Genomic DNA, 24,838 nt, shown 5'->3' with positions numbered 1-24,838 from the left:
TTGACCCGCCGACGAAACGATCAGGTCGCGATCGAGGCCTTACAACGCAATCAACTTTAGATCGTATTAATGGCCAAAGCCTTCCTCCAAGTCCGAGATCAGGCCGAAACAATTCGGCGACTACAGAATATACACGTTGGCCTTATTGTCAATTAAGCCATTGTATTTACTGAGGTCTTCAATTCCCAGAAAGCCCTTTCCTCCCCTATCATGATAATTCAAGACGCCGCCTGACGAGCCTCGCTCGGTGATCAGCGGTTGAATTCAAGACTTCAGATATCTTTGGCGGAGTTGGATGCGGGATCGAGGTCCGAACGGCAACATATGACTAGCGAAAGCTATCGCTAGCAACGGCGCTCGGTCGCACAAGGCCGTGGCTGTGATGGAGACATGCCCTGTTCGAGAAATGGGACCTACGGTTTCGAAGGCAGCCCGGCCTTAAACAATCCGACAAAACGCGCTAAAGCCGCGATTGGGATGAATAGACTAGCCACCATCAGTCAATTTGACGGGACAACTGGATTACTCATCCGGAGGGCCGTTGTCAGCCTTTCAACTTCCTATAGAATAGCAAATCCGGTTGCCGCGTCCCCTAGTTGTTAAAAGACCAGCACATGCTTCAACACGGTTTCGTAGCAGCCTACGGATACTTCCCGTTTGTCATCCTCTGCAGAGGGTATTGCATTTTTGGCTTCAATATTTCACGCTCGATGCAACTTCGAATTTCATCGACAGGTATAGCTCTCCTTAATCATACAGTATTGATCAATGAAGAACAAAATAGCAGACGAAGGCCTGGAGATAACGCGCTTCATCCTGGTTTGGTCAAGCCTCAGCCCAGTGTTCGTGCTTTGGGCGATTCGGGGCGTCAATGCGATCTCTGATTATTATTGGATACCGGTCTGCATCGGCTTGTTTCTGTTACCGTCCCTGATTCTTTGGGGGATATTGCAGCGGGGGCGTAATAGCGAAAACACAAAGACTATCCGGGTTTCGTCAGCCAAGGATCAGCGGGAGCACCTGCTCACTTACTTATTCGCTATGCTTATTCCCTTGTTTGATGCGAACACAGACGAAGTTCGCGATCTGACAGCGGTTGCCCTGGCGCTCGTGTTCGTCATGTTCCTTTTCTGGCACATGCGCCTCCACTACATGAACCTGTTCTTTGCCCTCTGGGGTTACCGAATATTTACAGTCGAGGCCAGGATTTCGACCACTGAAACGGACCGGAAGAGAGAGCGGCTCGTTACGTACGCGGTAATCTCGAGACGACATTTCATCCCAGACGACGACACAATAACGGGCTACCGCCTCGGTGGCCGTGTTCTCTTTGATAAGGCTTCAGATGATTGAGAATGAAATCGACATCGCCAATTTAGTGACCATGAATTTCGGCGTTGGCCTTCGAAGAAGTGGCAATATGTACTTTGTGCCAACGGATGCTGGCATGAAAGGTGCTCTCAAAGATATGATTGCCAGCACAGTCGGCGCGCTGAATGCAATTGAAGGCGCATGGCAGAAATATGATATTTCAGAAGATTACGGCGAACGGCGTCGCGTCTACTGCGAGCGGGACGACGAATATATGAAAGCGTTCTCGGAGCTTTTCGATGCCGGTACGTTGGATGATCTTACAAACCTGACTGAACACGTGAACGATATTGAATATTATTTCGCCGAGGTGACAGATAATCAAAAGCGAAAGATAGTCGGTGCCAGAAAGGCCACTCAATTTAAGGGAACGGTAAAGGCGAAAAACCGACTCGTTCGTATGGTCGACGATACCCTGTCGATCATCGAGGACGCAGTTTTCAAGCTCGACAACGAATTTGATGTCCTGATAACGGATGCCCATGTTTATATCGTGAACGATGCCAGAATGCAGCAGCTAGGCGACATAACCTCTCACGTTGCCGCAACGGCAAAAAATAAAGTCCAACATATAGAAGACACGATCAACTTCCTCGATCTTTCACGCATAAAAGAGAAGATTGAGAACCACCCAAGAGTAGCCCGCTATGCGGCGTCAATTGCGCAGAACCCTGCCTTAGGGAACTTTCAGCGCGCCAAAATAGAAGAACTCGCGGTCCAGCACGATATTGTGTTCAAGGAGCTAGACAACGGGAAACTACAGTGCCGCGTACAAGATGAGGCGAGGCTTATGGAGCTGCTGGACGCGCGACGCTACCATCTGGACTTGGCCAATAATGGGGGCGACCCATATCGCGCGACCGGCAGACAGAAAGTCTGACGTCGCATGCACATAACTCTCAACTTAGATCAAAGATGATGGATAAACCGCTGCCTTCTGCGTGACGCGCAGCGGGCCATTGCGGCTCATTTGAGTATTCCATATGTTGGCCGGCGGGACTGGTAGTCGCAACCCATTACGTCATCAAAATTGCAAAGCACACCTACTGGCTTCATAACAGAATGCAAAGCATATCATGAATCACGCCGCCCATAACAAGCTCGTATCCTTCATCTGGTCTATCGCGGACGACTGCCTCCGCGACGTCTACGTCCGCGGCAAATATCGTGACGTCATCCTTCCGATGGTCGTACTCCGTCGCCTCGACACTCTGCTTGAACCCACCAAGGCGGCCATTCTTGAGGAAGTTCGCTTCCAACGCGAAGAGATGAAATCAACGGAACTGGACGATGCGCCGCTCACGGCCGCATCCGGATACGTTTTCTACAACACCAGTAAGTGGACGCTGAAGCAGCTTCACGCGACCGCCACGAACAATCAGCAAATTCTGTTGGCGAATGTTGAGGAATACCTCGGCGGCTTCAGTGATAACGTCAAGGAGATCATCGGCCGCTTCAAGCTGCTAGAGCAGATGCGACACATGGCAAACAAGCAGGTGTTGCTCGACGTGCTCGAGAAGTTCATCTCTCCGTACATAAATTTGACGCCGCAAAACGTCGAAGACCCCGATGGCAACATCATGCCTGGCCTGTCGAACCTGGGCATGGGCTATGTCTTTGAAGAACTGATCCGGAAGTTCAACGAAGAGAACAACGAGGAAGCTGGAGAGCACTTCACACCGCGTGAGGTAATTCAATTGATGACGCATCTCATCTTCGATCCGATCTCCAATCAATTGCCGCCGGTTATGACAATCTACGATCCGGCCTGCGGTAGCGGCGGCATGTTGACCGAGGCACAAAACTATATCAAGGACCTTGAAGGGCCTATCGCGGCCAAAGGCGACGTGTATCTTTACGGCAAGGAAATCAACGACGAGACCTATGCCATCTGCAAATCCGATATGATGATCAAGGGAAACAACCCCGAGAATATCAAGGTCGGCTCCACCCTTTCTACAGACGAGTTCTCGGGCCATCGCTTCGACTTCATGCTGTCGAATCCGCCCTATGGCAAAAGCTGGAGCAGCGAGCTCAAATACATCAAGGATGGCAAGGATGTCATCGACCCGCGTTTTCAAGTTGAGCTAACCGACTATTGGGGTAACAAGGAAACGGTCGACGCCACGCCACGCTCGAGCGACGGCCAGCTGCTGTTTCTGATGGAAATGGTGGGCAAGATGAAGCCCATCGCCAACAGCGTAATCGGTTCGCGCATAGCCAGCGTTCACAACGGTTCCAGCCTGTTCACCGGAGATGCCGGCAGCGGTGAATCCAACATCCGCCGCTACATCATCGAAAACGACATGCTGGACACCATCATCCAGCTGCCCAACAACCTGTTCTATAACACCGGCATCACCACCTACATTTGGCTGGTGACCAACACCAAGTCCGAGGCACGGCGAGGCCGCGTACAGTTGATCGATGCCAACCTGATGTACCGCAAGCTCCGCAAGAACCTCGGCGACAAGAACTGCGAATTCGCGCCGGAGCATATCGAAGACATTATTGCCGCCTACACGGCCTTCCAGCCGGTTGAACGCCAACTTGATGCGAACGGCGACCCGACCGGCATCGCGGTGCAAATTTTCGACAACACCGATTTCGGCTATCACAAGGTCACCGTCGAACGGCCTGACCGTCGTCGCGCCCAGTTCAGCGCGGAACGGTTAGAACCTCTGCGCTTCGACAAGTCTCTGCGCGAGCCAATGGAACATCTGTGGGCCGAGCATGGCGACAAGGTGTATGAGCCTGGTTTCCTGAAGTCACAGGCTAAGGCAGTCCAATCCTGGTGCGCAGAGCGGGAGATCGCGCTCAACGCAAAGCAACGCGCCAAGCTTGTCGACACAGGACTCTGGCTGCGGCAACGCGAGCTGATCGGAGTCGGCCACCAGCTTATGCAGGCTGTGGGCACAGAGCAGACGGCGAACTTCAACACTTTCCGAGAACACGTCGGCAAGGTGCTGAAGGCCCGCAGGATCAAGCTGACCGCAGCTGAGAAGAACGCGATCCTGAACGCCGTCAGCTGGTATGCCGATGATGCGGAAAAGGTGATCGACAGCGTTAAGCGGTTTACCAGGGTGGAGCTCGAGGTTGTGGCAGCACGATTTGGTTGTCATATCGACGAACTTGGCGACTTCGGCCTTTATATTCAGCCTGATGGCAGCTGGCTCACCTACGAGAGTAGCGCCGATTTGCGTGATAGCGAGGCAGTGCCGCTCACGGATAGCATCCACCGCTATTTCAAGGCTGAGGTAAGGCCACACGTGCCTGAGGCCTGGATCAACCTCGACACGGTCAAGATCGGTTACGAAATCAGCTTCAACAAGTATTTCTATCGCCACAAGCCGCTACGCAGCCTTGAGGCTGTGACGCGGGACATTTTGGCGCTGGAGCAGAAGGCTGATGGCCTGATTGCTGATATCCTCGGGGTGAAGACCGCCGACCTGTCGGAGGCGGTTTGATGACCCTTGCCGCCTACTCCAAACATTCTGACTACAAGGCATCCGGTTATGAATGGGTCGGCGATGTACCCGCAGACTGGTCTGTCGAAAAGCTTGGAACCTGTCTGACCGCAGTATCTCGTAAGGGACGGCCCGACCTGCCCCTGCTTTCCATCACCCGTGAAGAAGGGGTGATTGAACGCGACGTGGACGACCAAGAGAGCAATCACAACTTCATTCCTGAGGACCTCAGCAATTACAAAGTGTTGCGGGCTGGTCAGTTCGGCATGAACAAAATGAAGGCCTGGCAGGGATCATACGGGATTTCCGCCCACACGGGCATCGTCAGCCCAGCCTACTTTGTGTTTGACATTACGCGTGAGGTCGATTCAGCCTTTTTCAACCGCGCCCTGCGCAGCAAGCTTTCCGTTTCGTATTTCGCTGCCGCGTCGGATGGCGTGCGCATAGGGCAATGGGACCTGTCCAAGACCCGTATGCGGGAAATACCGGTCCTGCTGCCGCCCTTGCCCGAACAGCGCGCCATTGCAGCGTTTTTGGATGAGAAATGCGCCAAGGTGGACGATGCCGTGCGGATCAAGGAAGAGCAGATCGCGCTGCTGCGCGAGCGGCGGCAGATTCTGATTCAACAGGCCGTCACCCGCGGCCTGAATCCCGATGCACCCTTGCGCGACAGTGGTATCGACTGGATTGGGCAAATCCCAGCGCATTGGGAAGTGAAGCGAAACTCTGTCCTTTTCCGTGAAATGAAGGTATCGGGCCATGTCGACTTGCCGATTTTGTCGGTGTCGATCCATAATGGCGTGTCGTCCGAGGAATTAAGCGACGTAGAGAACATCCGGTCGATCATCAAGATCGAGGACCGCACTGCCTACAAGGAAGTCAAAGTAGGCGATGTGGCATACAACATGATGCGCGCATGGCAAGGCGGCATCGGCGCGGTATCTGTCCACGGCATGGTGAGCCCAGCCTATGTGGTTGCTAGACCAAGCGCGGCGCTGGCAGCCGACTACTTCGAACTGCTCTATCGCGGCCCATCGTTCATTCGGCAGATGGATTCCGGCTCCAAGGGAATCACCGATTTCCGCAAGCGGCTGTATTGGGACGATTTCAAAAACCTTATGACGCTAGTCCCGCCGCGCGATGAACAGGCGGCGATTGTCCAGCACATTGCTCAAATCTCTAAAAAAACCGGCGATGCCGTTTCGATCAAGGAACAGCAAATTGCTACGCTCAGGGAATACAAGACCAGCCTGATTGACGCGACGGTCACGGGCAAAATCAAGGTGGCCTAAGGGGGGACTATGGTGAGCAACACCAAGGAAGTGGCTCTGGAACAGGCGATCCAGCGGTATCTGACTGGTACCACAACCGAGGATTTGGCTATCCAACCTGCGCCGGCAGAACCGGGCTACTTCCGGTTCGGCCAACCTTCTGATTTCGACGCTCGGTATGCGATCGACACAAACCTCTTCTGGGAATTTCTGGAGACCACACAAGGAAAAGAGCTGGCAAAACTGAAAGACCGCAGCCCCGTCGATTGGCAACGCAAGATACTCGAACGCTTTGACCGGCTAGTAAAGAAGAATGGGCTTCTGCATCTGTTGAAGAAGGGGCTTGCCGTCGATGACGCAGCCTTCACGCTCATGTACGCGGCCCCCCTCGCCAGCTCGGCGGCGAAGGTCCATGAAAACTTTGCAGCCAATATCTTCAGTGTTACCCGACAGGTCCGATATTCTGAAACAAATCCCGGCGAAGAGATCGACATGGTCCTTTTCGTTAACGGACTGCCGCTGATCACCGTAGAGCTGAAAAACGCGTGGACCGGTCAGACCGCACGCTATCATGGACAAAAGCAGTATCGCGACGGCCGTGATGCCACCCAGCCGCTTCTTCAGTTTGGCCGCGCGTTGGTACACATGGCCGTGGATACCGACGAGGTGTTCATGACGACGAAGCTTGCCGGGCCGGCCACCTTCTTCCTGCCCTTCAACAAGGGGCATAACGAAGGCGAGGGCAATCCCCCCAATCCCAACGGCCACAAGACCGCGTATCTGTGGGAAGAGGTGTTCACCAAGGAAGGCTTGGCCGGTATCATTCAGCACTTCGTGCTACTAGAAGGAAAGTCGACGGACCCTCTGGCCAAAAAGTCGATGATCTTCCCACGTTACCATCAGTTGGACGTCGTGCGACGGTTGTTGTCTCACGCTGCCACGAACGGCGTCGGACAAAGCTATCTGATCCAGCATTCGGCGGGTTCCGGAAAGTCGAATTCGATCACGTGGGCGGCGTATCAGCTAATAGATACCTATCCGGCATCTGCCAGCGTGGCGGGCGGAAAAGCGTTGGACCAACCGCTATTCGACAGCGTCATCGTTGTCACTGATCGACGTCTTCTGGACAAGCAGCTGCGTGACAACATTAACGACTTCTCCGAAGTCAAAAACATCGTCGCACCAGCCGTGCGTTCCGCCGACCTGAAATCGGCGCTTGAGAACGGCAAGAAGATCATCATCACGACGATCCAGAAGTTCCCCTTTATCATCGAGGGTATCGCCGACCTCAGCGACAAGCGCTTCGCAGTGATCGTTGATGAAGCGCATAGCGGGCAAAGTGGCAGCGCGCATGACAACATGAACCGTGCAATGGGCGGAGGCGATGCAGACCCGGACGAAGAAGACCCGCAAGATCGTATCCTGGCGGCGATGCAGTCACGCAAAATGCGGGGGAACGCCTCCTATTTCGCGTTCACGGCGACGCCGAAGAACACAACGCTGGAAAAATTTGGTGAGCGCCAGCCCGATGGGAGCTTCAAACCCTTCCACCTCTACAGCATGAAGCAGGCGATCGAAGAAGGCTTCATCCTGAACGTCCTGGCAAACTATACGACCTACAAGAGCTATTACGAAATCCAGAAGTCGATAGCGGACAATCCACTGTTCGACACCAAGAAGGCTCAGAAAAAACTCCGGGCTTACGTGGAGCGCAGCCAACAGACGATCAACACAAAAGCTGAGATTATGCTCGACCATTTCATCGAGCAGGTTGTGACGCCGAAGAAGCTTCACGGCAAGGCCAAAGGTATGGTGGTAACCCAGAACATAGAATCGGCGATCCGCTACTATAAAGCTTTGACGAAGTTATTGGCGGAACGGGGTTATCTGCTAAAGGCCTTGATTGCTTTCTCCGGCGAGAAAGAAGTCGACGGTGTAACCTACACCGAGGCCGAAATGAATGGCTTCCCAGAATCTGATACGAGGGGCAAATTCGACGAGGACGAGTATCGGTTACTGGTGGTAGCAAACAAGTACTTGACTGGTTTCGACCAGCCAAAGCTGACCACCATGTATGTCGACAAGAAGCTGCAACATGTTCTGGCTGTGCAGGCACTGTCACGGCTGAATCGCTCCGCTCCGAAACTGGGCAAGCGCACCGAAGACTTGTTTATCCTCGACTTCTTCAACAACGTAGCTGATATCAAGTCCGCCTTCGATCCATTTTACACGGTCACCACACTGTCGTCGGCGACGGATGTGAATGTGCTTCATGAGATCAAGGATGCGCTTGACGCCGTCGGCGTCTATGAGTGGCAAGAGGTAGAGGATTTTGTCGTCCGCTACTTTGCCGGCGACGATGCCCAGTTGCTGAGCCCAATCATTGATACAGCGGCCGATAGGTTCAATCATCAACTGGACTTGGCCGACAACGACAAAATCGACTTCAAGATCAAGGCGCGCCAGTTCGTGAAGATTTACGGCCAGATGGCGTCAATCATGCCATTCGAGGTTGTTGAGTGGGAAAAGCTCTTTTGGTTGCTGAAGTTCCTGATCCCGAAGTTGCACATCACGGACCCGGACCAGGACATGCTCGACGAGCTTCTGGAGGCCGTGGACCTATCGTCTTACGGACTTGAGAGAACCCGATTGAACCAAGACATCGAGCTTGACGCAACGCCAACGGAGCTTGACCCGCAAACCCCCAATCCTCGCGGTTACAGGGATGGCGAACAAGAGCGGGACCCGCTCGACGACATCATTCACACCTTCAATGAGCGATGGTTCCAGGGATGGGGCGCGACACCGGAAGAGCAACGGGTGAAGTTCATCAATGTCGTGAACGGCATCCGAGCGCACCCCGATTTTACCGAGAAATACGAGGGGAACGCCGACCCCTACAATCGCGGACTCGCGCTCGAGAAGATGATGCAAGACGTGATGCTTAGACGCCGAAAGGAAGAACTTGAGCTGTATAAGCTTTTCGCTTCTGATCCGGCGTTCAAAGCCGCCTGGAGCCAAAGCATCGAAGCGGTCCTAAGGACCGGCGTGTAACGGTTGATCAATTAAGCCGAAACGCAAACGCAATTGGAGCCGGCGAAGAATGTCAGTAACGACAACCGTTTTGTTTCAACGGCCGCAGCAGGAGATTGCGACGCTTATCCGCGATCGACTTTCCCGATCCGTCGCCACGCGTATTGTGACGGGCTTTGCTACGCCAGGCGGATTGGCTGAGATCGGCGCTCCGATACGAACGAATCCTGGCAGCCTTGAAACCTTCGTGATCGGCGCGTCGACGTATCCTGGATTTCAAGCGCTCGACAATCTTTTGGCCGCCGGCGTACCAATGGATCGGTTGCGCGTCCATTTGGGATTTAGTGCGCCTTCGGGCACGCCCAGGAACCCAGTGGTGCGCTATCATCCAATGCTGCACAGCAAAGTCTACTACATGGAATTGCCCGCTTCCAGCGCATGCGCATTCATCGGGTCACACAACGTGACGGCCTTCGCATTGGGCGGCAGCAACGGAGAGGCTTCGGTGCTTATTGAAGGTGATATGCGTGCACCCGAGTTCGCCGCTATTCGAAGCCATATCGATGAAGCGCAGAGACAGGCAACGCCCTATTCTCCAACCATGAAGGAAGGGTTTTCGTGGTGGTTTAAAGAGTATGTGGAGGGCCTCAAAGCAGAAATACGCATCCCGACCGACTGGGCGACAGTTCGCACTATTCTTGCGTTCTCACATGTTCAGGGAGGGCGCAGCCCAAGGGTCGGCGAAACAATTTACTTCGAAATCCCCGCCGGCATCAAGGAAATTGAATCACTCAAGACTGAAGTCCATTTGTTCCTCTACGACACCATGCCTGCCGATCCGATGAGCGCCATTAATACCGTTAGTAGCGCACGCAGACGCTACACATGTGAGACCATTGGAGTTGAAAACGGGCAAGGCAATCGAGAAGTATCAGTGGACTGGGTCATTGATGGTAGTTGGGCTCTCACTCCGGTGCCTTCCGCAACATTCCGCCCATCTACGCCCGCTGGCATGCAGCAGGTCCGCGCCAAGGTGGTCGCTACGTCGCTGCCATCTTACGAATATGCTTTCGAACGAGAGCGCCAGGGTTGGGACCCGGCATATTCTGAAATCGACGTAATAGATGTCTCGAAGTCGTCTTTTTCGGTGGATGTCGCCAAGCGTGAAGAGCGAGGTAATCGCCAAATTGATACATGGAGGCTCGTCACGTCGCTTGAACCTCGGTCTGGCTCGCAACCGGAAATCGATCAGACGGCCCTCAACCGCGCTACACCGGAGTCCGGAGCATTCATTCTCGTTTCCCTGCGCAGACGTCGATTCGGTGGCAAGTGACAGTTGAGGACCTCCTTGCCCGGCGATGAAATGCCGGCGGGCTCGCAACAGCCTTCGATGTACATTTCCTTTGCAATGGAATGTCCGCTGATGGTTCCGCCCGTGCAGACACCTCGGCATGGACGTGGTAGCCATATCCAGCGTTTGTGAAGACCTCGACGGAAACAAGTCCACCCCGCTCGATCTCGAAGACAAAAAGCAAGGGATTGCCGCTGTCGCTGAGGCAGGGCTCGGAATCACGGTTACTGCCACATACTCGGTCGACAAGAGCTATCAGCTTGGTGAATGTCAGCGTTCAACGTCGCGGAGAACCTGCCCGTAAGGGAAGAAACCAACCTTGCTGCCTCGCTCCCGAGATCGCCCTCGCTCGCGAACTGCTCGGCGATTTCAGCCGTTGTCGTCGGCTTTCCTGAGCGGCGCAGGATGTCGAGCACGGTGTGACGGTTGTTCCTGCCCTTGAGAAGTTCGGTGACGCGACCGCTCGCCGTTTCTCGGCACGAAGCGCGGCGTACCTTCGAAGGCGGCGCAGCCAGTTTGAAACTGGGGTCGTAAACCCTGATCACCGACTCGAAAGCGGATTTCTTAGCTTCGATGACGACGGTCTCGCGCCGCATCTCTTCCTTCTTGCCGTCGAGCTAAACCAACTTCGCTTTCAATTCGTCTACGACTTCCACCATACGCAACACTCCGAGGCACCCTCAGGAGATAGCATCAGCCTTCATCGGAATCCTGTGGCACTTGCTCCATAATGCCGCTTTGTTTGCTTTCTTGAGTACTTTCTTGTCAACGCCGCAATCGAAGCGGTGAGGCGGAGCCTGATCCCATAGATTACCAACAATGCATTATTTCACGCGGGCGAGGTTAGTGGTAGCCTTCCCTTGCGATCGCTTGCGACGTCGGCCAGACCGGGTGACATTCTACTGAACATTGCGTGGGGAACAGCTCGTGAGCAATTTGACAAGCATCACCACACTGCTGGCCGCGATCCTTTTGGCGGGTCTCTCCTTTTCGGGAGCTGCCGCCCAGGTAGCGCTTGACGATGCCTTCGCGCTCGGGGTTGTGCTTGACGGCAGATCAGAAAAGGAAAGTACCAAACGCGCCGTATTCAAAATGGTCAAGCTCGAGGCAGCGCACCAGTTATTCACTACGGACAAACCCTCCGCCATGAAACTTTTAGGGTTTGATCCAGCGAGAATGCCACCTGAATATGTGGCTGCTGGTCTAAAATATACTAAAGAGATGTTTTTCGAGGAATACTCGAAGAAAGTAGACGACGAGATCGCTGGTATCACCTTCGGTGACTTAGCGCTGAGCAAGGTCGCGAAAGTCGCATTAACTGGTGTCACGACGTATTATAGTGCGGGGGCGAGCCTTCTGCTTCGTAACACCTTGGCCGGTGGCTCCGCATTAGGCGCTGACTACCTCAATGGTATCGCGCTTCAGCAACCTGCGACGCTCTACGATTACGGCAACGAGGCCGTATTCGCAATTGCAAGACGTTCTTTTGATTATCAAAAAAGCGCCCCAATACTCGCCACCGAAATGAAGGCAACCCTAGTAAAATACGCAGACATCCAGTCCCTCGAAAAATTGAAGGAAACGCCAGAATACAAGGCGTTTGTAAACGAGAATGATCTGCAGGTAGTCGAGCACCGTGTAAAAAACTCCGAAGAGGCTATCGGCAACCTCGATAAAAAGATCGCTGATCGTATCTTTAAAGTATCTAAGTTGGAAAAGCAGAACCGTGAGCTGCTTCAGAAATTTCGAGCTGCACAAAATTCTGAAGACGTCGAAAAAACTAAAGCCGCGGAGGTCGCCCTCCGTGAAAATCAAAATGCTATACGTGCGATAAACGTCGGCTTCGCTGGGTTAGATGTATTCGCACGACTGATAGGCGCTCCAAAGCGGCAAATCCAAGCAATTCAGGCTACAGAGCGGGCCGCGGAGGCCATTTATGCCATATCGAAGGCAGCTGGGAACCCGATGACCTACATGGGCGGGTACTTCACGCTGGCCGCCGTCGCAATTTCTATGTTTCAATCCGGGGACAACAGTCAGGACGGTATCAGCACAATTCTTGTGGCTTTGAAACAGCTATCGGAACAAATTGATGAATTCCGAATGGAAATGGCCATCAGTTTCAATGCAATAGACGCCGGGTTGGCAAGAGGGTTCGCACAGCAAACTTCGTTGTTAGAAGCGATCAAACTCTATGAACAAGGGCAAACGCAAGAGCTCGTCCGACTATATGCGGCTGTTCAACAAACGCGCGAGGAGCTTCGCGCGGTGATGGACGCCTACGCCAAACGGCAACAAGAAGCGTTGTGGTCAGAATGTCTTAGCGTTCCGTTAGATGCCTCCAACCCAGCAGATGAGCAGCTCCTACGTCGCTGCTTAATTAATGCTCAACTCATGGCAGTTAGGTGGTCAAGTGATGACGTAAGCGTCGCCACAAGCATGTCCGATCTCGAAAGCAGCCTGTCTAAAGCGTCTGATACCGCACTGGCCCTCGCTCGGGTCACTCCCGTCTATGCGAATCTGAAGTTCAAAGGCAATTCTACCGTGGCCAATCCCCAGGCTTGGCTCTGGGGAGCAAACTTAACTGCGCAACTGTTAGAAAAGTATCCCGCGACATTCAAAGCCTCTTCCGTAGACAGCATTGATTCCGTCCTCGTAAAGGGAAAAGAAATACAGTATTTCTATCAAACATTATTTGCGTCACGGATTGTAAATCAGAATAAATACCATTTAGACACATCATTTATTATCGAAATTTTGCGCCAATATGTTTCGGCTTCTGAGACGTATTTGGAGACATTGTCTACTCAAATGAATAGAGTCGTATCCCCTTGGGTCGGCCCAGATCAACCTCTCCCGGAGGAGCATGTCTCCGTCGACGACATTGAAAGTGGACGCGCCTACCGGCAAGAAACCTCTCGCAGGGAGATCGATCAAAGGCGCAACGCGGAGATTGTCAACACATCATCAAACCGGAGGGCTGTACCGGGAAGAGGAGCTTTCAATCAGGATGTGTCCAAAGGCTTCTACACCGCGGCTACAGCGATGCTGCGGGCGTGTAGCGACATGAAAAAGACGCTTACCCTTCCTTCACCTCAAGATCGCGAAATTGGCCAAGCGTCATTTACGCCCGACTTAAACTTGTTAAACGGCAATGGGTTGAAGCTGGACTCGTCGGTGCTTACCCTGATTCCCAGACCAGCGCTTTGGCTGGAGCGCCTGAATCCTGGCCGTTTTACAGTAGAGTTATGCGTCGAGAACTATAGTGGCGCGTCGGCGTATAGAACTCTAAGAGGACCGGATAAACATGTGTATGTGTTTAACGTTAGCCTCACGGTCGATGTTCGCTTCGTGGTCATAGACCATCAACGCCCTGTTCAAGCACAGGGTATGAAAGTCGGCTCTGCAAAACTCTCGTTTCGATCGCAGCTTCCGCATAACCAGTTAAATCCCCAGTCTGGTTTGTATCCCGTCCTCACCCGCCTATTTCCAGGTTTTCGTGTATGGCCGGGTTTGCCGAAATACGACACCTCTATAGGGCCAGCGGCTGGCAAGCTGGACTACTATTTCGCGACTGCTGAACCGAATTCGAACGAGGCAATGAACCTTGCTTATGTTCGCGAGCTTGTCGCCGAAGAGCATCGAAAGTCCGAACGAACATTGATCGAAATGTCCAAGGTTGGCGACTTGGGCAAGAAGCGTTCCGATGTCCTAAGATGCTTTCGACAACTCATGGCGCTTCGGTTGCTAAACTCAGGAGGCATTCCCGAAGTTGATGCTTTTTTCAACGAAATGAGTTGGAGACTTTCGCTGTACCAGCCCGATCAATTGGACACCGTCCTCCTTCGCGGAGTTTCCCTCGGCGATGCGCTCCAGCGATTGTCGCTTCAACTGAGCAGACTCCAAGGGCGAGCTAGGACCATAAATGGGGTGCCACTAGGCGCTGTTACCTCCCCTGTGGATAGCGCGCTTCGCGAGCTGGAGTTGTTGAAGCAAGTACGTCAATTGAGTCAGTAGCAACGTAAGCCCCCGGTGAGGGCCGTCTTGCGAGGTTGATGCGAACATTGGAAGTCCTAGTGCAAACACTAGGAGTAGTCCTATGACCAAGCATCCGATTGAAGTCATCACGTCTGTGGAGCGCCGGCGGCGCTGGTCTCGCGAGGACAAAGAGCGGCTCGTTGCAGCCTGCCTTGAGCCTGGTGCGGTTCTTTCCGAGATTGCCCGTGCGGCCGGCATCCATGTGAGCCAGCTCTTTCGGTGGCGCAAGGAACTCTGCCGGATCGAGGAGCCGTCACTTCAGGTGGCGAACACCTTGGTGCCCGTGATCGTGTCGGAGGCCGCGCCGGCAGCCCAGCCCGCCGCCTTAGAAGCGCCAGCCCCATCGCAGTCCCGCCGGAAGCGTAGCGATGTGACGATTGAGCTGGGCCGCGGTCGTCGTGTCCGTGTGGACAGCGACATCGACACGGAGGCACTTGGCCGTATTCTCGATTGTGTGCTGGGGCGACGATGATCCCTGTTCCTGCTGGTGTGAAGGTCTGGTTGGCAACCGGCCATACGGACATGCGCAAAGGCTTTCCCGGTCTATCGCTAATGGTGCAAGAGACGCTGAAGCGCGATCCGATGTGCGGGCATCTGTTCGTCTTCCGCGGTCGTGGCGGTGGCCTAATCAAGGTCATCTGGCATGATGGCCAGGGAGCATGCCTGTTCACGAAGAAGCTGGAACGGGGACGCTTCATATGGCCGTCGGCGACCGACGGCTCGGTCGTGATTACCCCTGGGCAGCTCGGGTATTTGCTGGAGGGGATCGACTGGCGGATGCCACAAAAAACCTGGCGACCGACCTCAGCCGGATGAGCAAAAACGCTGGAATGACGGGGTCGAATATGATTCCATCAGTCCATGAACGATACGGCCGAACAGCTTCCCGACGACCTTGCCAGCGCACTTGCGGCCCTGGCGGCGGAGCGTGCCCTGCGTGTTGCTGCCGAGGTAGAAGCGGCGACTGCCAAGGCGGAAGCCGCAAGCGCAAAGGCGCTCGTATCGCACTCCGAGGCGCTGATCGCGCGGCTGAAGCTGGAGATCGAGAAGGTCCGCCGCGAGCTCTATGGCAGTCGCTCGGAGCGCAAAGCGCGGCTTCTCGAACAGATGGAACTGCAACTCGAAGAACTCGAAGCTGATGCAGGCGAAGACGAACTCGCGGCGGAGATGGTTGCCAAGGGCTCGACCGTCAGGGCCTTCGAGCGCAAGCGTCCTTCACGCAAGCCGTTTCCCGAGCATCTGCCACGCGAACGTGTCGTCATTGCTGCCCCAACAAACTGTTTCTGCTGCGGCTCGGCCAAGCTGTCGAAGCTCGGTGAGGATATCACAGAGACGCTGGAGGTCATCCCGCGTCAGTGGAAGGTCATTCAGACCGTGCGGGAGAAGTTCTCCTGCCGCGAATGCGCGAAGATCACCCAACCGCCAGCACCCTTCCATGTGACGCCGCGCGGCTTTGCCGGTCCGAACCTTCTGGCTATGATCCTGTTCGAGAAGTTCGCCCAGCATCAGCCGCTGAACCGTCAGAGCGAGCGCTATGCCCGCGAGGGGATCGACCTCAGCCTGTCGACGCTTGCCGATCAGGTCGGCGCGTGTGCCGCGGCCCTGAAGCCAATCCATTCGTTGATCGAGGCCCATGTCCTGGCCGCCGAGCGACTGCATGGCGACGACACGACCGTGCCGATCCTGGCGAAGGGAAAGACCGATACGGGCCGCATCTGGACCTATGTCCGGGATGACCGGCCGTTTGGCGGGCTGTCACCGCCTGCGGCTTTGTTCTACGCATCGCGAGACCGGCGACAGGAGCATCCCGAACGCCACCTGAAGACCTTCTCCGGCATTTTGCAGGCGGATGCCTATGGCGGCTACAATCCGCTGTTCAAGGTAGATCGCGATCCCGCGCCTTTGCGCCAAGCACTCTGCTGGGCACATTCACGCCGCAAGTTCTTCGTGCTGGCCGACATCGCCGCGAACGCCAAACGTGGCAGCAAAGCTGCGCCGATGGCGCTGGAGGCCGTCAAACGGATCGACGCTCTGTTCGACATCGAACGCGAGATCAACGGCCTTAGCGCCGAGCAACGACTGGAGCACCGAAGCAAGGACAGCCAGCCGCTCGTCGAAGAACTACATGGCTGGCTCCAAACCGAGCGGGCAAAGCTTTCGCGCAGTTCTCCCGTCGCCGAGGCGATAGATTACATGCTCAAGCGATGGGATGGCTTTACGTCATTCCTCGATGACGGCCGGATTTGCCTGACGAACAATGCTGCCGAACGAGCGCTCAGAGGCTTTGCACTCGGCAGGAAGTCATGGCTGTGTGCCGGATCGGATCGTGGTGCTGAACGTGCGGCGTTCATGGCGACACTGATCATGAGCGCCAAGCTCAATGACATCGACCCGCAGGCCTGGCTCGCCGACGTCCTCGCCAACATTGCGGACACGCCGATCAGCAGGCTGGAGCAATTGCTACCGTGGAATTGGATACCGAAGACGCTGAACGCTCAGGCGGCATAATCTGCGCTCCACAGTGGATGCCGACACCCCCTGCCGGATGGCTACCTCATAGGCCGACGCTATTGCTGAGCAGCCAAGCCTGATAATCCGCAAGATCGGTCGAGCGCACAGCACTTGTGCGGGGCTATTTGGTCCTGCCACGGCAAGGACAGGATAATGACGACGACGCTTCGAAACTACCATGCCCGGATGCAACGGGTCCTAGATCACATTGATCAGCATCTCGACCGCAATATGGACCTGGACGAGTTGAGCTGCGTGGCCGCCTTCTCCAAGTTTCATTTCCATCGGCAGTTCGCGGCGGCCTTTGGGCTGTCTGTGCATCGCTATATCCAACTCGTCCGCATGAAGCGGGCATCCTACAGGCTGGCCTACAGGGACGTAGACAGCGTGACCGAGATAGCGATGGATGCCGGCTACGAAGCTCCTGACGCCTTTGCCCGCGCATTTCGGCAACGGTTCAGCCAGTCGCCTTCGCAGTTCAGGAAATCTCCCGATTGGGAACCGTGGCTTGCCGCCCTCGGGCCTCTCAACCAAGCAAGGAGTAAGCTTATGCAAAGGACATTTGCAGCAAATGACATCGAAATCCGCGAGGTGTCTCCGACCCCTGTCGCGATCATGAAACACCGAGGTGATCCGGCAAGGATCGGCGACACGATCAAACGTTTCATAGCATGGCGCAAAGCCACTGGCCTGAATCCGAAGACCAGTTTGACTTTCAACATCTTCCATTCCGATCCGCGGGTGACGTCTCCGGACGAGTATCGACTGGACCTTTGTGTCAGCACTGATCAGCCGATCAAGACGAATGGAGAGCATATCGAGGCGGGCATGATCCCCGGCGGCCGTTGCGCCGTGCTGAAAGTCGTCGGCAATACTGATGATCTGGAGCCTGCCGCGCTTTACCTCTATCGCGATTGGCTGCCGGCCAGTGGCGAGGAAGCGAGGGATTTCCCCCTGTACTGCCAGCGTCTCACATTCTTTCCCGAAGCACCTGAACATGCGGCGGTGGCAGAGCTCTTCCTGCCGCTGAAATAGCGAACCTCTGTGGCGGCTTGTCCGTTTCTGTCCACGGCGGCGGACAAGCAGCTTTCAACCCGAAACTCCCGATCCGGCTAAACAGCGCGTTCGCTAAACGTGGGCATTCCATCAGGCGAAACCGTAGCGGCCTTCACCGGATAGTTACGTAGCAACATCAAATTTCGAATATGTTCATCAGAACTCGATTGCTGGCGGGGAGCTGACATCTCTAATAAGATCGGCCTATCGCTCCTTGTTCTATCGATGCCACCTCGTAGGTCGCAAGCAGCCACACAGGATTCGGCACATTCACCGGCTTCACCCTCATCAGCTTCAAAAGCCAGCGCGCCCTTCCTACGCCCGGAACCGGGACTCTCCAACGGCATCACGCTCACCCGCCAACGTGTCGATAATGCCGTTGGTTGGCCGTAGCCGCTCCCTCCGATTCTCGCCGGCAGCGAGAAAGGCCGCCTCATCGTTCCCAGCTGCAGCGCCTTTGTCGCGAGACGGAAAGTTCCGCAACTATAGCTCCAAGTCCACCGTAGGAGTGGGCTCCATTACGCCAGGACGCCGTCCCCTCTATTGGTCGCAACAGAAATGGCCTTGTCGTGCTGAAGCCCAGCCTGCACAAGTGCCGAAAAGAAGAGACCTGGACGCATAACACTCCGCGGCTCGGGTCGACTGGGACCTATGCCCGTTCCTACCATCGTTCCTGGCTGATGTTAATCGAGTGTAGGGTGAGCAATTTGCCAGAGTGAACGAGCTGTTGGATTCATGGCCGTCACTCAGCCAAATGCGGGTAGTGCGGATAGAGCCGAGCGGCCACGGCCTTCCTCACTGCAATGGCGAGCGCATCGTTGAAAATTTCCAATGTCCGCTTTGCCTCGTCCTCGGTCAGCCAGCCTTCGTCGATCCGCCAGAACTTGTAGAACAGCTCATCGAAGTCATACCGTCTTATCCAGAGTATGGTGGCCCTCACCTCCTCGTGTGTTTTCGCCGGCATCCTCAGCACCGATACTTTTGAAGCTCCCTCGTCCTGGTCGCTATTCCCCGTCAAGTACACCGCGATGTCTTCGTCGGCAATCAAAGCCAAACGTTCAATCTCCGTTCGAATACGGTCCGGCATCTGCTCGCATGCATCGTTGACTGCATCAAGGAAACGAGAATCCTCTGTGAAATCGATCCGCCACTCCACGGGGTTATCCCGCCAAAAAATGGTTTCGGACGCCGCGCTCCAGTCGTTTCCATCTAGCAGGCCCAGCAAGCGCAGGAGTGACGCAACCGCCGGATTGGCGTAGGCGGCCCACTTCTCGTACCCGGGCGGCTGATGGAGACTTTCGTTACCCGCTCCGAGCGGTTGCTGTTGGCTGATGTCTTCGGACGACAGAAAAGTGATCAGCCCGTTCTGAGCCGCGAGAAAGAGGACCACAACCGCCACATCGTCGCAGCGGGGCAGGATAGCGGGTACCACGGGGTTTTCGCGCGGCACCGCTCCATCAGTGGTCTCGTCCGCCTGGCCCAGCGCGACAAGCGTCTCGCAAGCGATCTGATAGGCGGTCACGAAATGATGTTCCCATCCGGATTCGCGACTGCCTGGGAGATTCCCCGAGAGGAACTCGATGACCGGTCCAAGCCACTCAACCGTCGGCGGCTCGATTGTTCCGCCCCGCTCGTCTTCCGCGGTTTTCGCGAGACGCGGCATGAAAACCGGACGGTCGAGAAGACCTTCCATCAGATCGCCGAGCTCAAAAACGACCTCTAGGGTCTTCCAATAAAGTCGTGTGTCGCCCAGCAACCCGACTTCAGCAATTTCCCTTTCGGAGGCGCTCGCCAGTCCCCGCAACGAGCGAGCCGGAACAACGAAGGAAGTGGCGTTGGCGAATTCGACAACGACTGTTCCGGCCCGTCTGTCGTAGCGAACATTGCGCGGTGGTGGATGGGACATGCGAACTCCGACGCTCGAGGTGGTTGTTGATCTACAATTCGTCACCCGGGTCGGGATCGGCGTCGGGCGCGCGGTCAAGGATGGGCAACGCGGCGTCTACAATTTCGCCTTTTGGTGCCGGATTCGGCGCAACCTCGACCACCAAATTTGGATCGAACCCGGTCGCCTCCTGCGGATAGCCGCGCGCATTCGAGACGATCCTGGTGTTGCCGAGCACATAGTCGTTTCGGTGATGCAGGTGGCCGTGCACCCATAGGCTGGGCCCGACCTCGCGGAGCAAATCTTCCATGTCCGAAGCATAACAGGCGCTGAGTGGATCGTGCCGAAAGGCCAGGTCGATCGAACGTGGCGATGGGGCATGATGGGTGACGACAACCGTCGTCTTTATTTCTGCATGCTCCCGAAGCTCAGCATCGATGAAATTGCGGGTTTCGATGTGCTTCTGGTAGGCGTCGAGCGGTCTGAATTTGCGAAACGGTCTCTTTGACAGCTTGATTTTCTTGAAGTCATTCATTCCATGCAGGGCGTACGACATCGCAACGGCGGGATTTCGGCCAAAGACCCTGAAATCCGTCCACAAGGTCCCGCCGACGAACCTGACACCGCCAATCTCACAACAATCGTTCTCGAGAAAATGAAGGTTTGGAAGGGCGGAGGCGTATTCGCGCGCATCTCTGACGCTCTCCTCCAGAGAGGCTCCATAAAAGTCGTGATTGCCTGCAACGGCGACCACCGGAATGTGCCGCGCGAAAGTCTTGGCCAACCAACGAAGGCCCGGAACAATGCCTTTGATCGCAACGTCGCCAGCACAAACAATGACGTCGACGCCCTCGGGCAGAGTCCGCAAAAAAGGCTCTCCAAATTCGAGATGGAGGTCGCTGATGATCCAGAGCTTCATGGGTGTTCTCCCCTCATGAACTCCGGCGTGCCGAAAATGCCGCTCACCAGGAGGGCGATCTCGTGATCCACACCGAGCCGCTTCCAATGAAGCCCCGTGCCACCGATCACCTGGACCTCGGCAATGTCGCCCTCGGGCACATCGACCAGGCCCTGCAACGACCGGGCCGGAACCGTGAAGGTCGAGCCGTTGTCGAACTCGACGACGATCTGTCCTGCGGTCTGATCATAACGGGCCGCGCTTGCGGTCGGGCGTTGCAATCTCGGTTCATCGGTCCTGGCCCCTCCGATCACAATGCGGCATCCGGGCGGCTGGAAGCCAATTTCGTCAAGAGCCGATCCCAGGGATTTTTCTCGGTCCGGTCCGGACTTGCCGCCGCGATGTGTCAGCCTTCTCGAGCGCTTTGCCATCATCTAAGTCCCGTCGCGCTGATAGGGAGCTTCGCGTGGGTCAGGCTCGTTTAGAAACTCAAGAAATCCATCGATGTCCATCAATGCATGTCTCCGAACGGGCCAACTTTCTCCCTGAATCTCTCATCCCAGTACTCGGCGTCGACGCGTGTTCCGAGGCTGTACCAACGAGACATTGTTCTCGCGACGCCGCGTTTCATATCGAGATAAAAGAGCTGGCTCGAGTACGCTGGTCTTCCGTCTGAGATGTTCGGGTGTCCCACAGGGCGGCCGATAAGGCAGGGAGCCGTTCGTCTTCCCAAAGCCCAACTGGTCATGGCGACTTGCGGCGATATCCCAGCTGGCTCCTGATCAATGTTCTCGAGGTCGTCAGCGAGACGCCGTAGCTTCTCAATGAGCATCGCCCGTGACGCTCCAAACCATGCGCAAGAGGCCGAATCATCGTGTTGCATATAGACCCTCGAATCATTGCCCTCTTTTTTTAGGGCTATTGGATTCTTATAGACTCCATTAGTCTCATTAAAAGGCCCCATGAGGTATTTATTGACAATTTTCTTGGAGACCTTTTTTTCGAGTGAATGAGGATACCTGCCCCACCCGACGCACTTCGGGTCGCACGCGCGCTTTTGAACCTCCCGCAGCGGCGGGCGGCGGAGAGCGCTGGTGTGCCGCATAGATACCTCACGACCGTCGAAACCAGCGCCTCTCGCGCCAATGCGAATCTCGAATTGGTGGACTTCTACGCCTCGAAGGGGATCGAACTTCTTGGCGAGGCCTTTATAGGGAAAGCAATCACTCGCGCTGGTGCCAGATGGACTGCGCCTAATTCACCCGATGCTAGCAAAGCTGCGAAAGAGAAGTTTCATGCCGAAGACTCTCGGGTCTCTTTCCGTGCTGCGCGAGCGTTGCTGAACAAAGGGCAGGAAGAAATCGCGGAAATGGCGGGCTTGAGCAGGGCTACGGTGAAAAGTCTCGAGTCTGGCAAAAACTGGGCGGAATCTCACCAAACACTCTTGAGTTTCTACGAACGTGCTGGCGTCGAATTTACTGGATGGGGCGATCCAATAACTGGCCAGTATTTCGGCGTGGGAGTGAGGTGGAAAGCTGAGTACCCCTTAGTCGACGAAGTCACACTTCAGCGCACCGGGCTCTAAAAAGGTCGCGAACGCCTCTCGACACCGCGAGTTCAACAGGACAAATGGTTGCAATACGAGCATCTAGTTCTAATCCGCCACGGGTCACATCCCTGTTTCCCGTGAGATAAACTTAGCAAAAACATACGCTTAATGCAACAAATTCTTCGCCGGTTCAACGCCTCGAGCATTTTTCCAATTTTTTGGCCGCGGCTGCGCCGATTGAGCGCTACGCGCACTTTTTTGTTTAAACCGGGGCTGCCTGCCCCTCACCCCCGGGGATATTGGGCAGCTTAGATAACTGAAAGCTTAGTTGGCTGCGTCATAATACCGTGACACGGATGGATACCTGTGTGTCTGTGGACTACAGGATTGGAGGGGGGGAAAAGGCATGGTCAATAATCTCTGGGTGATGATCACCGCCGTCTGCGTGGCCATGGCCGTGATGATGGCGGCATCGAAACCGCTGATGACCTTCGTGTCGAAACATCCAACCGTGGTCATTCTCTGCCTTGGTTTTCTCCTGATGATCGGCTTCAGCCTGATCGTCGAAGGCTTCGGTTTCCACCTGCCCAAGGGTTATCTCTATGCGGCCATCGGCTTTTCCGTGCTGATCGAGGCGGCAAACCAGCTCGGCAGGCGCAACCGCGAAAGGCGCATCACCGCCGGCGACATGCGCGAGCGGACCTCCGACGCCATCCTGCGGCTTCTGGGCGGCCGGGTCGGTGAACAGCCCCTTGGCGAGACCGCCGATCTTATCGCGGAACAGGCGACCCGTAGCGATCTGTTCAAATCCGAGGAAAAAGACATGATCCGCGGCGTGCTGACGCTTGCCGAACGCCCTGTCGTTTCGATCATGACGCCACGGACGGAAATAGACTGGCTGGATGTCGATGCCGATCCCGACACTCTGAGAAACCGCCTGCTCGAACTCGACCATTCCCGTCTGATGCTTGCCCAGGGCAGACTGGACTCCTTCCTCGGCGTCGCCGCCACGAAGGACCTGCTGCGCGATCTTCTGCGGGATGGAAGACTGAACCTCGAAAGCTCTCTGCGGCAGCCGCTTGTCGTACACGAGAGCGCCACCGCCTTGCAGGTCATGGAACAGCTGCGCAAATCGCCGCTGCAGATGGCCGTCATCATCGATGAATATGGCACGCTTCAGGGGATCACCACCCCGACGGATATTCTCGAGGCGATCGCCGGCGAATTCCCGGACGAAGGCGAGGAACTGCTGATTTCGGAAAAGGCCGAAGACGGTTCCTGGCTTATCGACGGCGCCGTCGATGTCAGAAGGGCATCCTACCTTCTCGACATCGACCTTGTGGACGATGCCGACCGTTATTCCACCGTCGCGGGCTACATCCTGTGGCGTCTCAATCGCCTTCCGGAGGTCGGCGAGCGTGTTGCCGGAGACGGGTTCGAATTCGAGATCGTTTCCCGTTCCGACAGGAACATCGAGAAAGTCCGGGCGTGGAACAATGCGCTTCATGAGGCGTGAGCCGGGGGAACCCGGAACTCAGATCGAGGAAAATCTCTCTTCCGTCATGCCGGGCTTGACCCGGCATCCAGTCACGGCGCGTCTGCGCCGTGAGAAACAAGTCTTTTGCGATCAAGGACTTGATCGCACTGGACCCCGGATCTAGTCCGGGGTGACGGGGTGCGGATGCTACGGCTTTGCCAAACGCATGAGTCCTGCGAAACCTAATCAGCAGTCGCCGCCATCTTTAATGCGCGGCATCGATCATGGTAATCCACCCGGCGGCACGGCGGGCGGCATCCGCAAGCACGGGCTTCGGCGCCTTGTACCATTCGTTTTCCGGCAATTCGCGCTTCACGCGAACAAAGCTGATGGCATCGTCGAGCGTCGGGAATTCCACCGGCAACGTCAGGTGCAGAAAGAGCGCAACGACGGCGACGGAGCGCGAACGGCCGCCGCGGCAATTGATCAGCACGTTGCCGCGCTCCCGCCGGGGATAAGACGGCTTGTCCGGCAGGATCTGCTCCAGCGCCGCCCGCAGGATGTAGTGGGCCGCAACCATCTGGGTATCGGGATTTCCATCGCCATCGATCAGGCCGATCTTGTAATAGCGGATTTCGCCGGGTCCATAGATGCTGCCCTCATGATCGGAAACGATCTGCGGCTGTTCCACGAAATTGAAATCCAGATTGACGGCGCAATTGACGACGGTGGTGATGCCGTTATCGCGCAGAAGCTTGAGATCACTGGCGCCTTCCTTGCCCGAAATGAAGAGATCGACGCCATAAAGCGGATGCCGCTCATAGATGCGACTGAGCTTCGGCAACTCGCCGGTTTCCTGTTCTCGGGATAGGGTCTTTTCCGGTTGCGGCATGTCATGTCTCCATCGGCGCCGATGTGGCCGCCGTCATGT

At 55.6% G+C, this 24,838-nt stretch carries 17 protein-coding genes and 1 pseudogene; 13 read left to right on the top strand and 5 right to left on the bottom strand.

From position 1 onward, the window contains the following. Window positions 1–768 precede the first annotated feature (768 nt). The 6 genes from OK142_RS18350 to OK142_RS18325 all read left to right on the top strand — a co-directional run bounded on the left by OK142_RS18350 (window position 769) and on the right by OK142_RS18325 (window position 10,475). On the top strand, window positions 769–1,353 hold the full coding sequence (locus OK142_RS18350) for a KwaA family protein (protein WP_498684435.1): 585 nt from the start codon (window positions 769–771) through the stop codon (window positions 1,351–1,353). Continuing rightward, the gene (locus OK142_RS18345) at window positions 1,346–2,251 is read left to right on the top strand and encodes a Kiwa anti-phage protein KwaB-like domain-containing protein (RefSeq protein ID WP_498684433.1); all 906 of its coding nucleotides are present in this window, start codon (window positions 1,346–1,348) and stop codon (window positions 2,249–2,251) included. The genes OK142_RS18350 and OK142_RS18345 overlap by 8 nt, the downstream gene beginning before the upstream one ends. A 196-nt stretch (window positions 2,252–2,447) precedes the next feature. Continuing rightward, entirely contained in the window at window positions 2,448–4,838 is a 2,391-nt protein-coding gene (locus tag OK142_RS18340) for a type I restriction-modification system subunit M (protein WP_498684431.1), read from the top strand. After that, window positions 4,838–6,130, top strand: coding sequence for a hypothetical protein (locus OK142_RS18335; RefSeq protein ID WP_498684429.1), 1,293 nt, complete (start codon window positions 4,838–4,840; stop codon window positions 6,128–6,130). The genes OK142_RS18340 and OK142_RS18335 overlap by 1 nt, the downstream gene beginning before the upstream one ends. A 9-nt stretch (window positions 6,131–6,139) precedes the next feature. Further along, the gene (locus OK142_RS18330; RefSeq protein WP_498684428.1) at window positions 6,140–9,163 is read left to right on the top strand and encodes a type I restriction endonuclease subunit R; all 3,024 of its coding nucleotides are present in this window, start codon (window positions 6,140–6,142) and stop codon (window positions 9,161–9,163) included. A gap of 49 nt (window positions 9,164–9,212) precedes the next feature. Further along, window positions 9,213–10,475: a phospholipase D-like domain-containing protein gene (locus OK142_RS18325; RefSeq protein ID WP_498684427.1), complete on the top strand. Its 1,263-nt coding sequence runs from the start codon at window positions 9,213–9,215 to the stop codon at window positions 10,473–10,475. Window positions 10,476–10,717: 242 nt separating this feature from the next. Here the strand turns inward: OK142_RS18325 and OK142_RS18320 are convergent, their stop codons facing one another. Continuing rightward, window positions 10,718–11,089 carry a hypothetical protein gene (locus OK142_RS18320; protein ID WP_498684426.1) on the bottom strand — a complete coding sequence of 124 codons (372 nt, stop codon included), beginning with the start codon at window positions 11,087–11,089 and terminating at the stop codon, window positions 10,718–10,720. A gap of 331 nt (window positions 11,090–11,420) precedes the next feature. Between OK142_RS18320 and OK142_RS18315 the strand changes: the two genes are divergently transcribed. From OK142_RS18315 to OK142_RS18295, 5 genes are all read left to right on the top strand, one after another. Then, on the top strand, window positions 11,421–14,510 hold the full coding sequence (locus OK142_RS18315; RefSeq protein ID WP_498684424.1) for a hypothetical protein: 3,090 nt from the start codon (window positions 11,421–11,423) through the stop codon (window positions 14,508–14,510). Window positions 14,511–14,592: 82 nt separating this feature from the next. Continuing rightward, complete coding sequence (tnpA, locus tag OK142_RS18310) at window positions 14,593–15,003, top strand: IS66-like element accessory protein TnpA (protein WP_173995492.1); 411 nt, start codon at window positions 14,593–14,595, stop codon at window positions 15,001–15,003. Next, complete coding sequence (gene tnpB / locus OK142_RS18305) at window positions 15,000–15,347, top strand: IS66 family insertion sequence element accessory protein TnpB (protein WP_173995491.1); 348 nt, start codon at window positions 15,000–15,002, stop codon at window positions 15,345–15,347. Before tnpA ends, tnpB begins: the two co-directional genes overlap by 4 nt. 45 nt (window positions 15,348–15,392) lie before the next feature. Beyond that, window positions 15,393–17,039 (top strand): IS66 family transposase, encoded by a 1,647-nt coding sequence (gene tnpC, locus OK142_RS18300; RefSeq protein ID WP_498684423.1) that lies wholly within the window; start codon window positions 15,393–15,395, stop codon window positions 17,037–17,039. A 156-nt stretch (window positions 17,040–17,195) separates the two neighbouring features. Further along, on the top strand, window positions 17,196–18,077 hold the full coding sequence (locus tag OK142_RS18295) for an AraC family transcriptional regulator (RefSeq protein ID WP_498684421.1): 882 nt from the start codon (window positions 17,196–17,198) through the stop codon (window positions 18,075–18,077). 763 nt (window positions 18,078–18,840) lie between these two features. Here the strand turns inward: OK142_RS18295 and OK142_RS18290 are convergent. Genes OK142_RS18290 through OK142_RS18280 form a run of 3 tightly spaced genes read right to left on the bottom strand, consistent with a single transcriptional unit; the run spans window position 18,841 to window position 21,315 of the window. After that, entirely contained in the window at window positions 18,841–20,004 is a 1,164-nt protein-coding gene (locus OK142_RS18290) for a hypothetical protein (protein ID WP_498684420.1), read from the bottom strand. A gap of 31 nt (window positions 20,005–20,035) precedes the next feature. Further along, window positions 20,036–20,902: a metallophosphoesterase gene (locus OK142_RS18285; RefSeq protein ID WP_498684418.1), complete on the bottom strand. Its 867-nt coding sequence runs from the start codon at window positions 20,900–20,902 to the stop codon at window positions 20,036–20,038. Then, window positions 20,899–21,315, bottom strand: coding sequence for a DUF2442 domain-containing protein (locus OK142_RS18280; RefSeq protein ID WP_498684416.1), 417 nt, complete (start codon window positions 21,313–21,315; stop codon window positions 20,899–20,901). The genes OK142_RS18285 and OK142_RS18280 overlap by 4 nt, the downstream gene beginning before the upstream one ends. 662 nt (window positions 21,316–21,977) lie before the next feature. On the opposite strand from OK142_RS18280, the gene OK142_RS18275 reads away from it, so the two are divergent. Further along, window positions 21,978–22,466, top strand: a complete 489-nt coding sequence (locus OK142_RS18275) for a helix-turn-helix transcriptional regulator (protein ID WP_498684412.1) — start codon at window positions 21,978–21,980, stop codon at window positions 22,464–22,466. Between the two features lie 367 nt (window positions 22,467–22,833). After that, a pseudogene (locus OK142_RS18270) lies at window positions 22,834–23,946 on the top strand (hemolysin family protein); the annotation flags it as partial. A gap of 226 nt (window positions 23,947–24,172) precedes the next feature. Here OK142_RS18270 and OK142_RS18265 read toward each other — a convergent pair. Then, entirely contained in the window at window positions 24,173–24,799 is a 627-nt protein-coding gene (locus OK142_RS18265; protein WP_035226912.1) for a dual specificity protein phosphatase family protein, read from the bottom strand. Window positions 24,800–24,838: the final 39 nt, after the last annotated feature.

It is taken from the genome of Agrobacterium sp. BT-220-3 (genome assembly GCF_025910175.1).
Classification (GTDB): domain Bacteria; phylum Pseudomonadota; class Alphaproteobacteria; order Rhizobiales; family Rhizobiaceae; genus Agrobacterium; species Agrobacterium oryzihabitans.
Note: the sequence above shows the minus strand (reverse complement) of the source record. Positions and strands in the feature narration are given on the sequence as shown.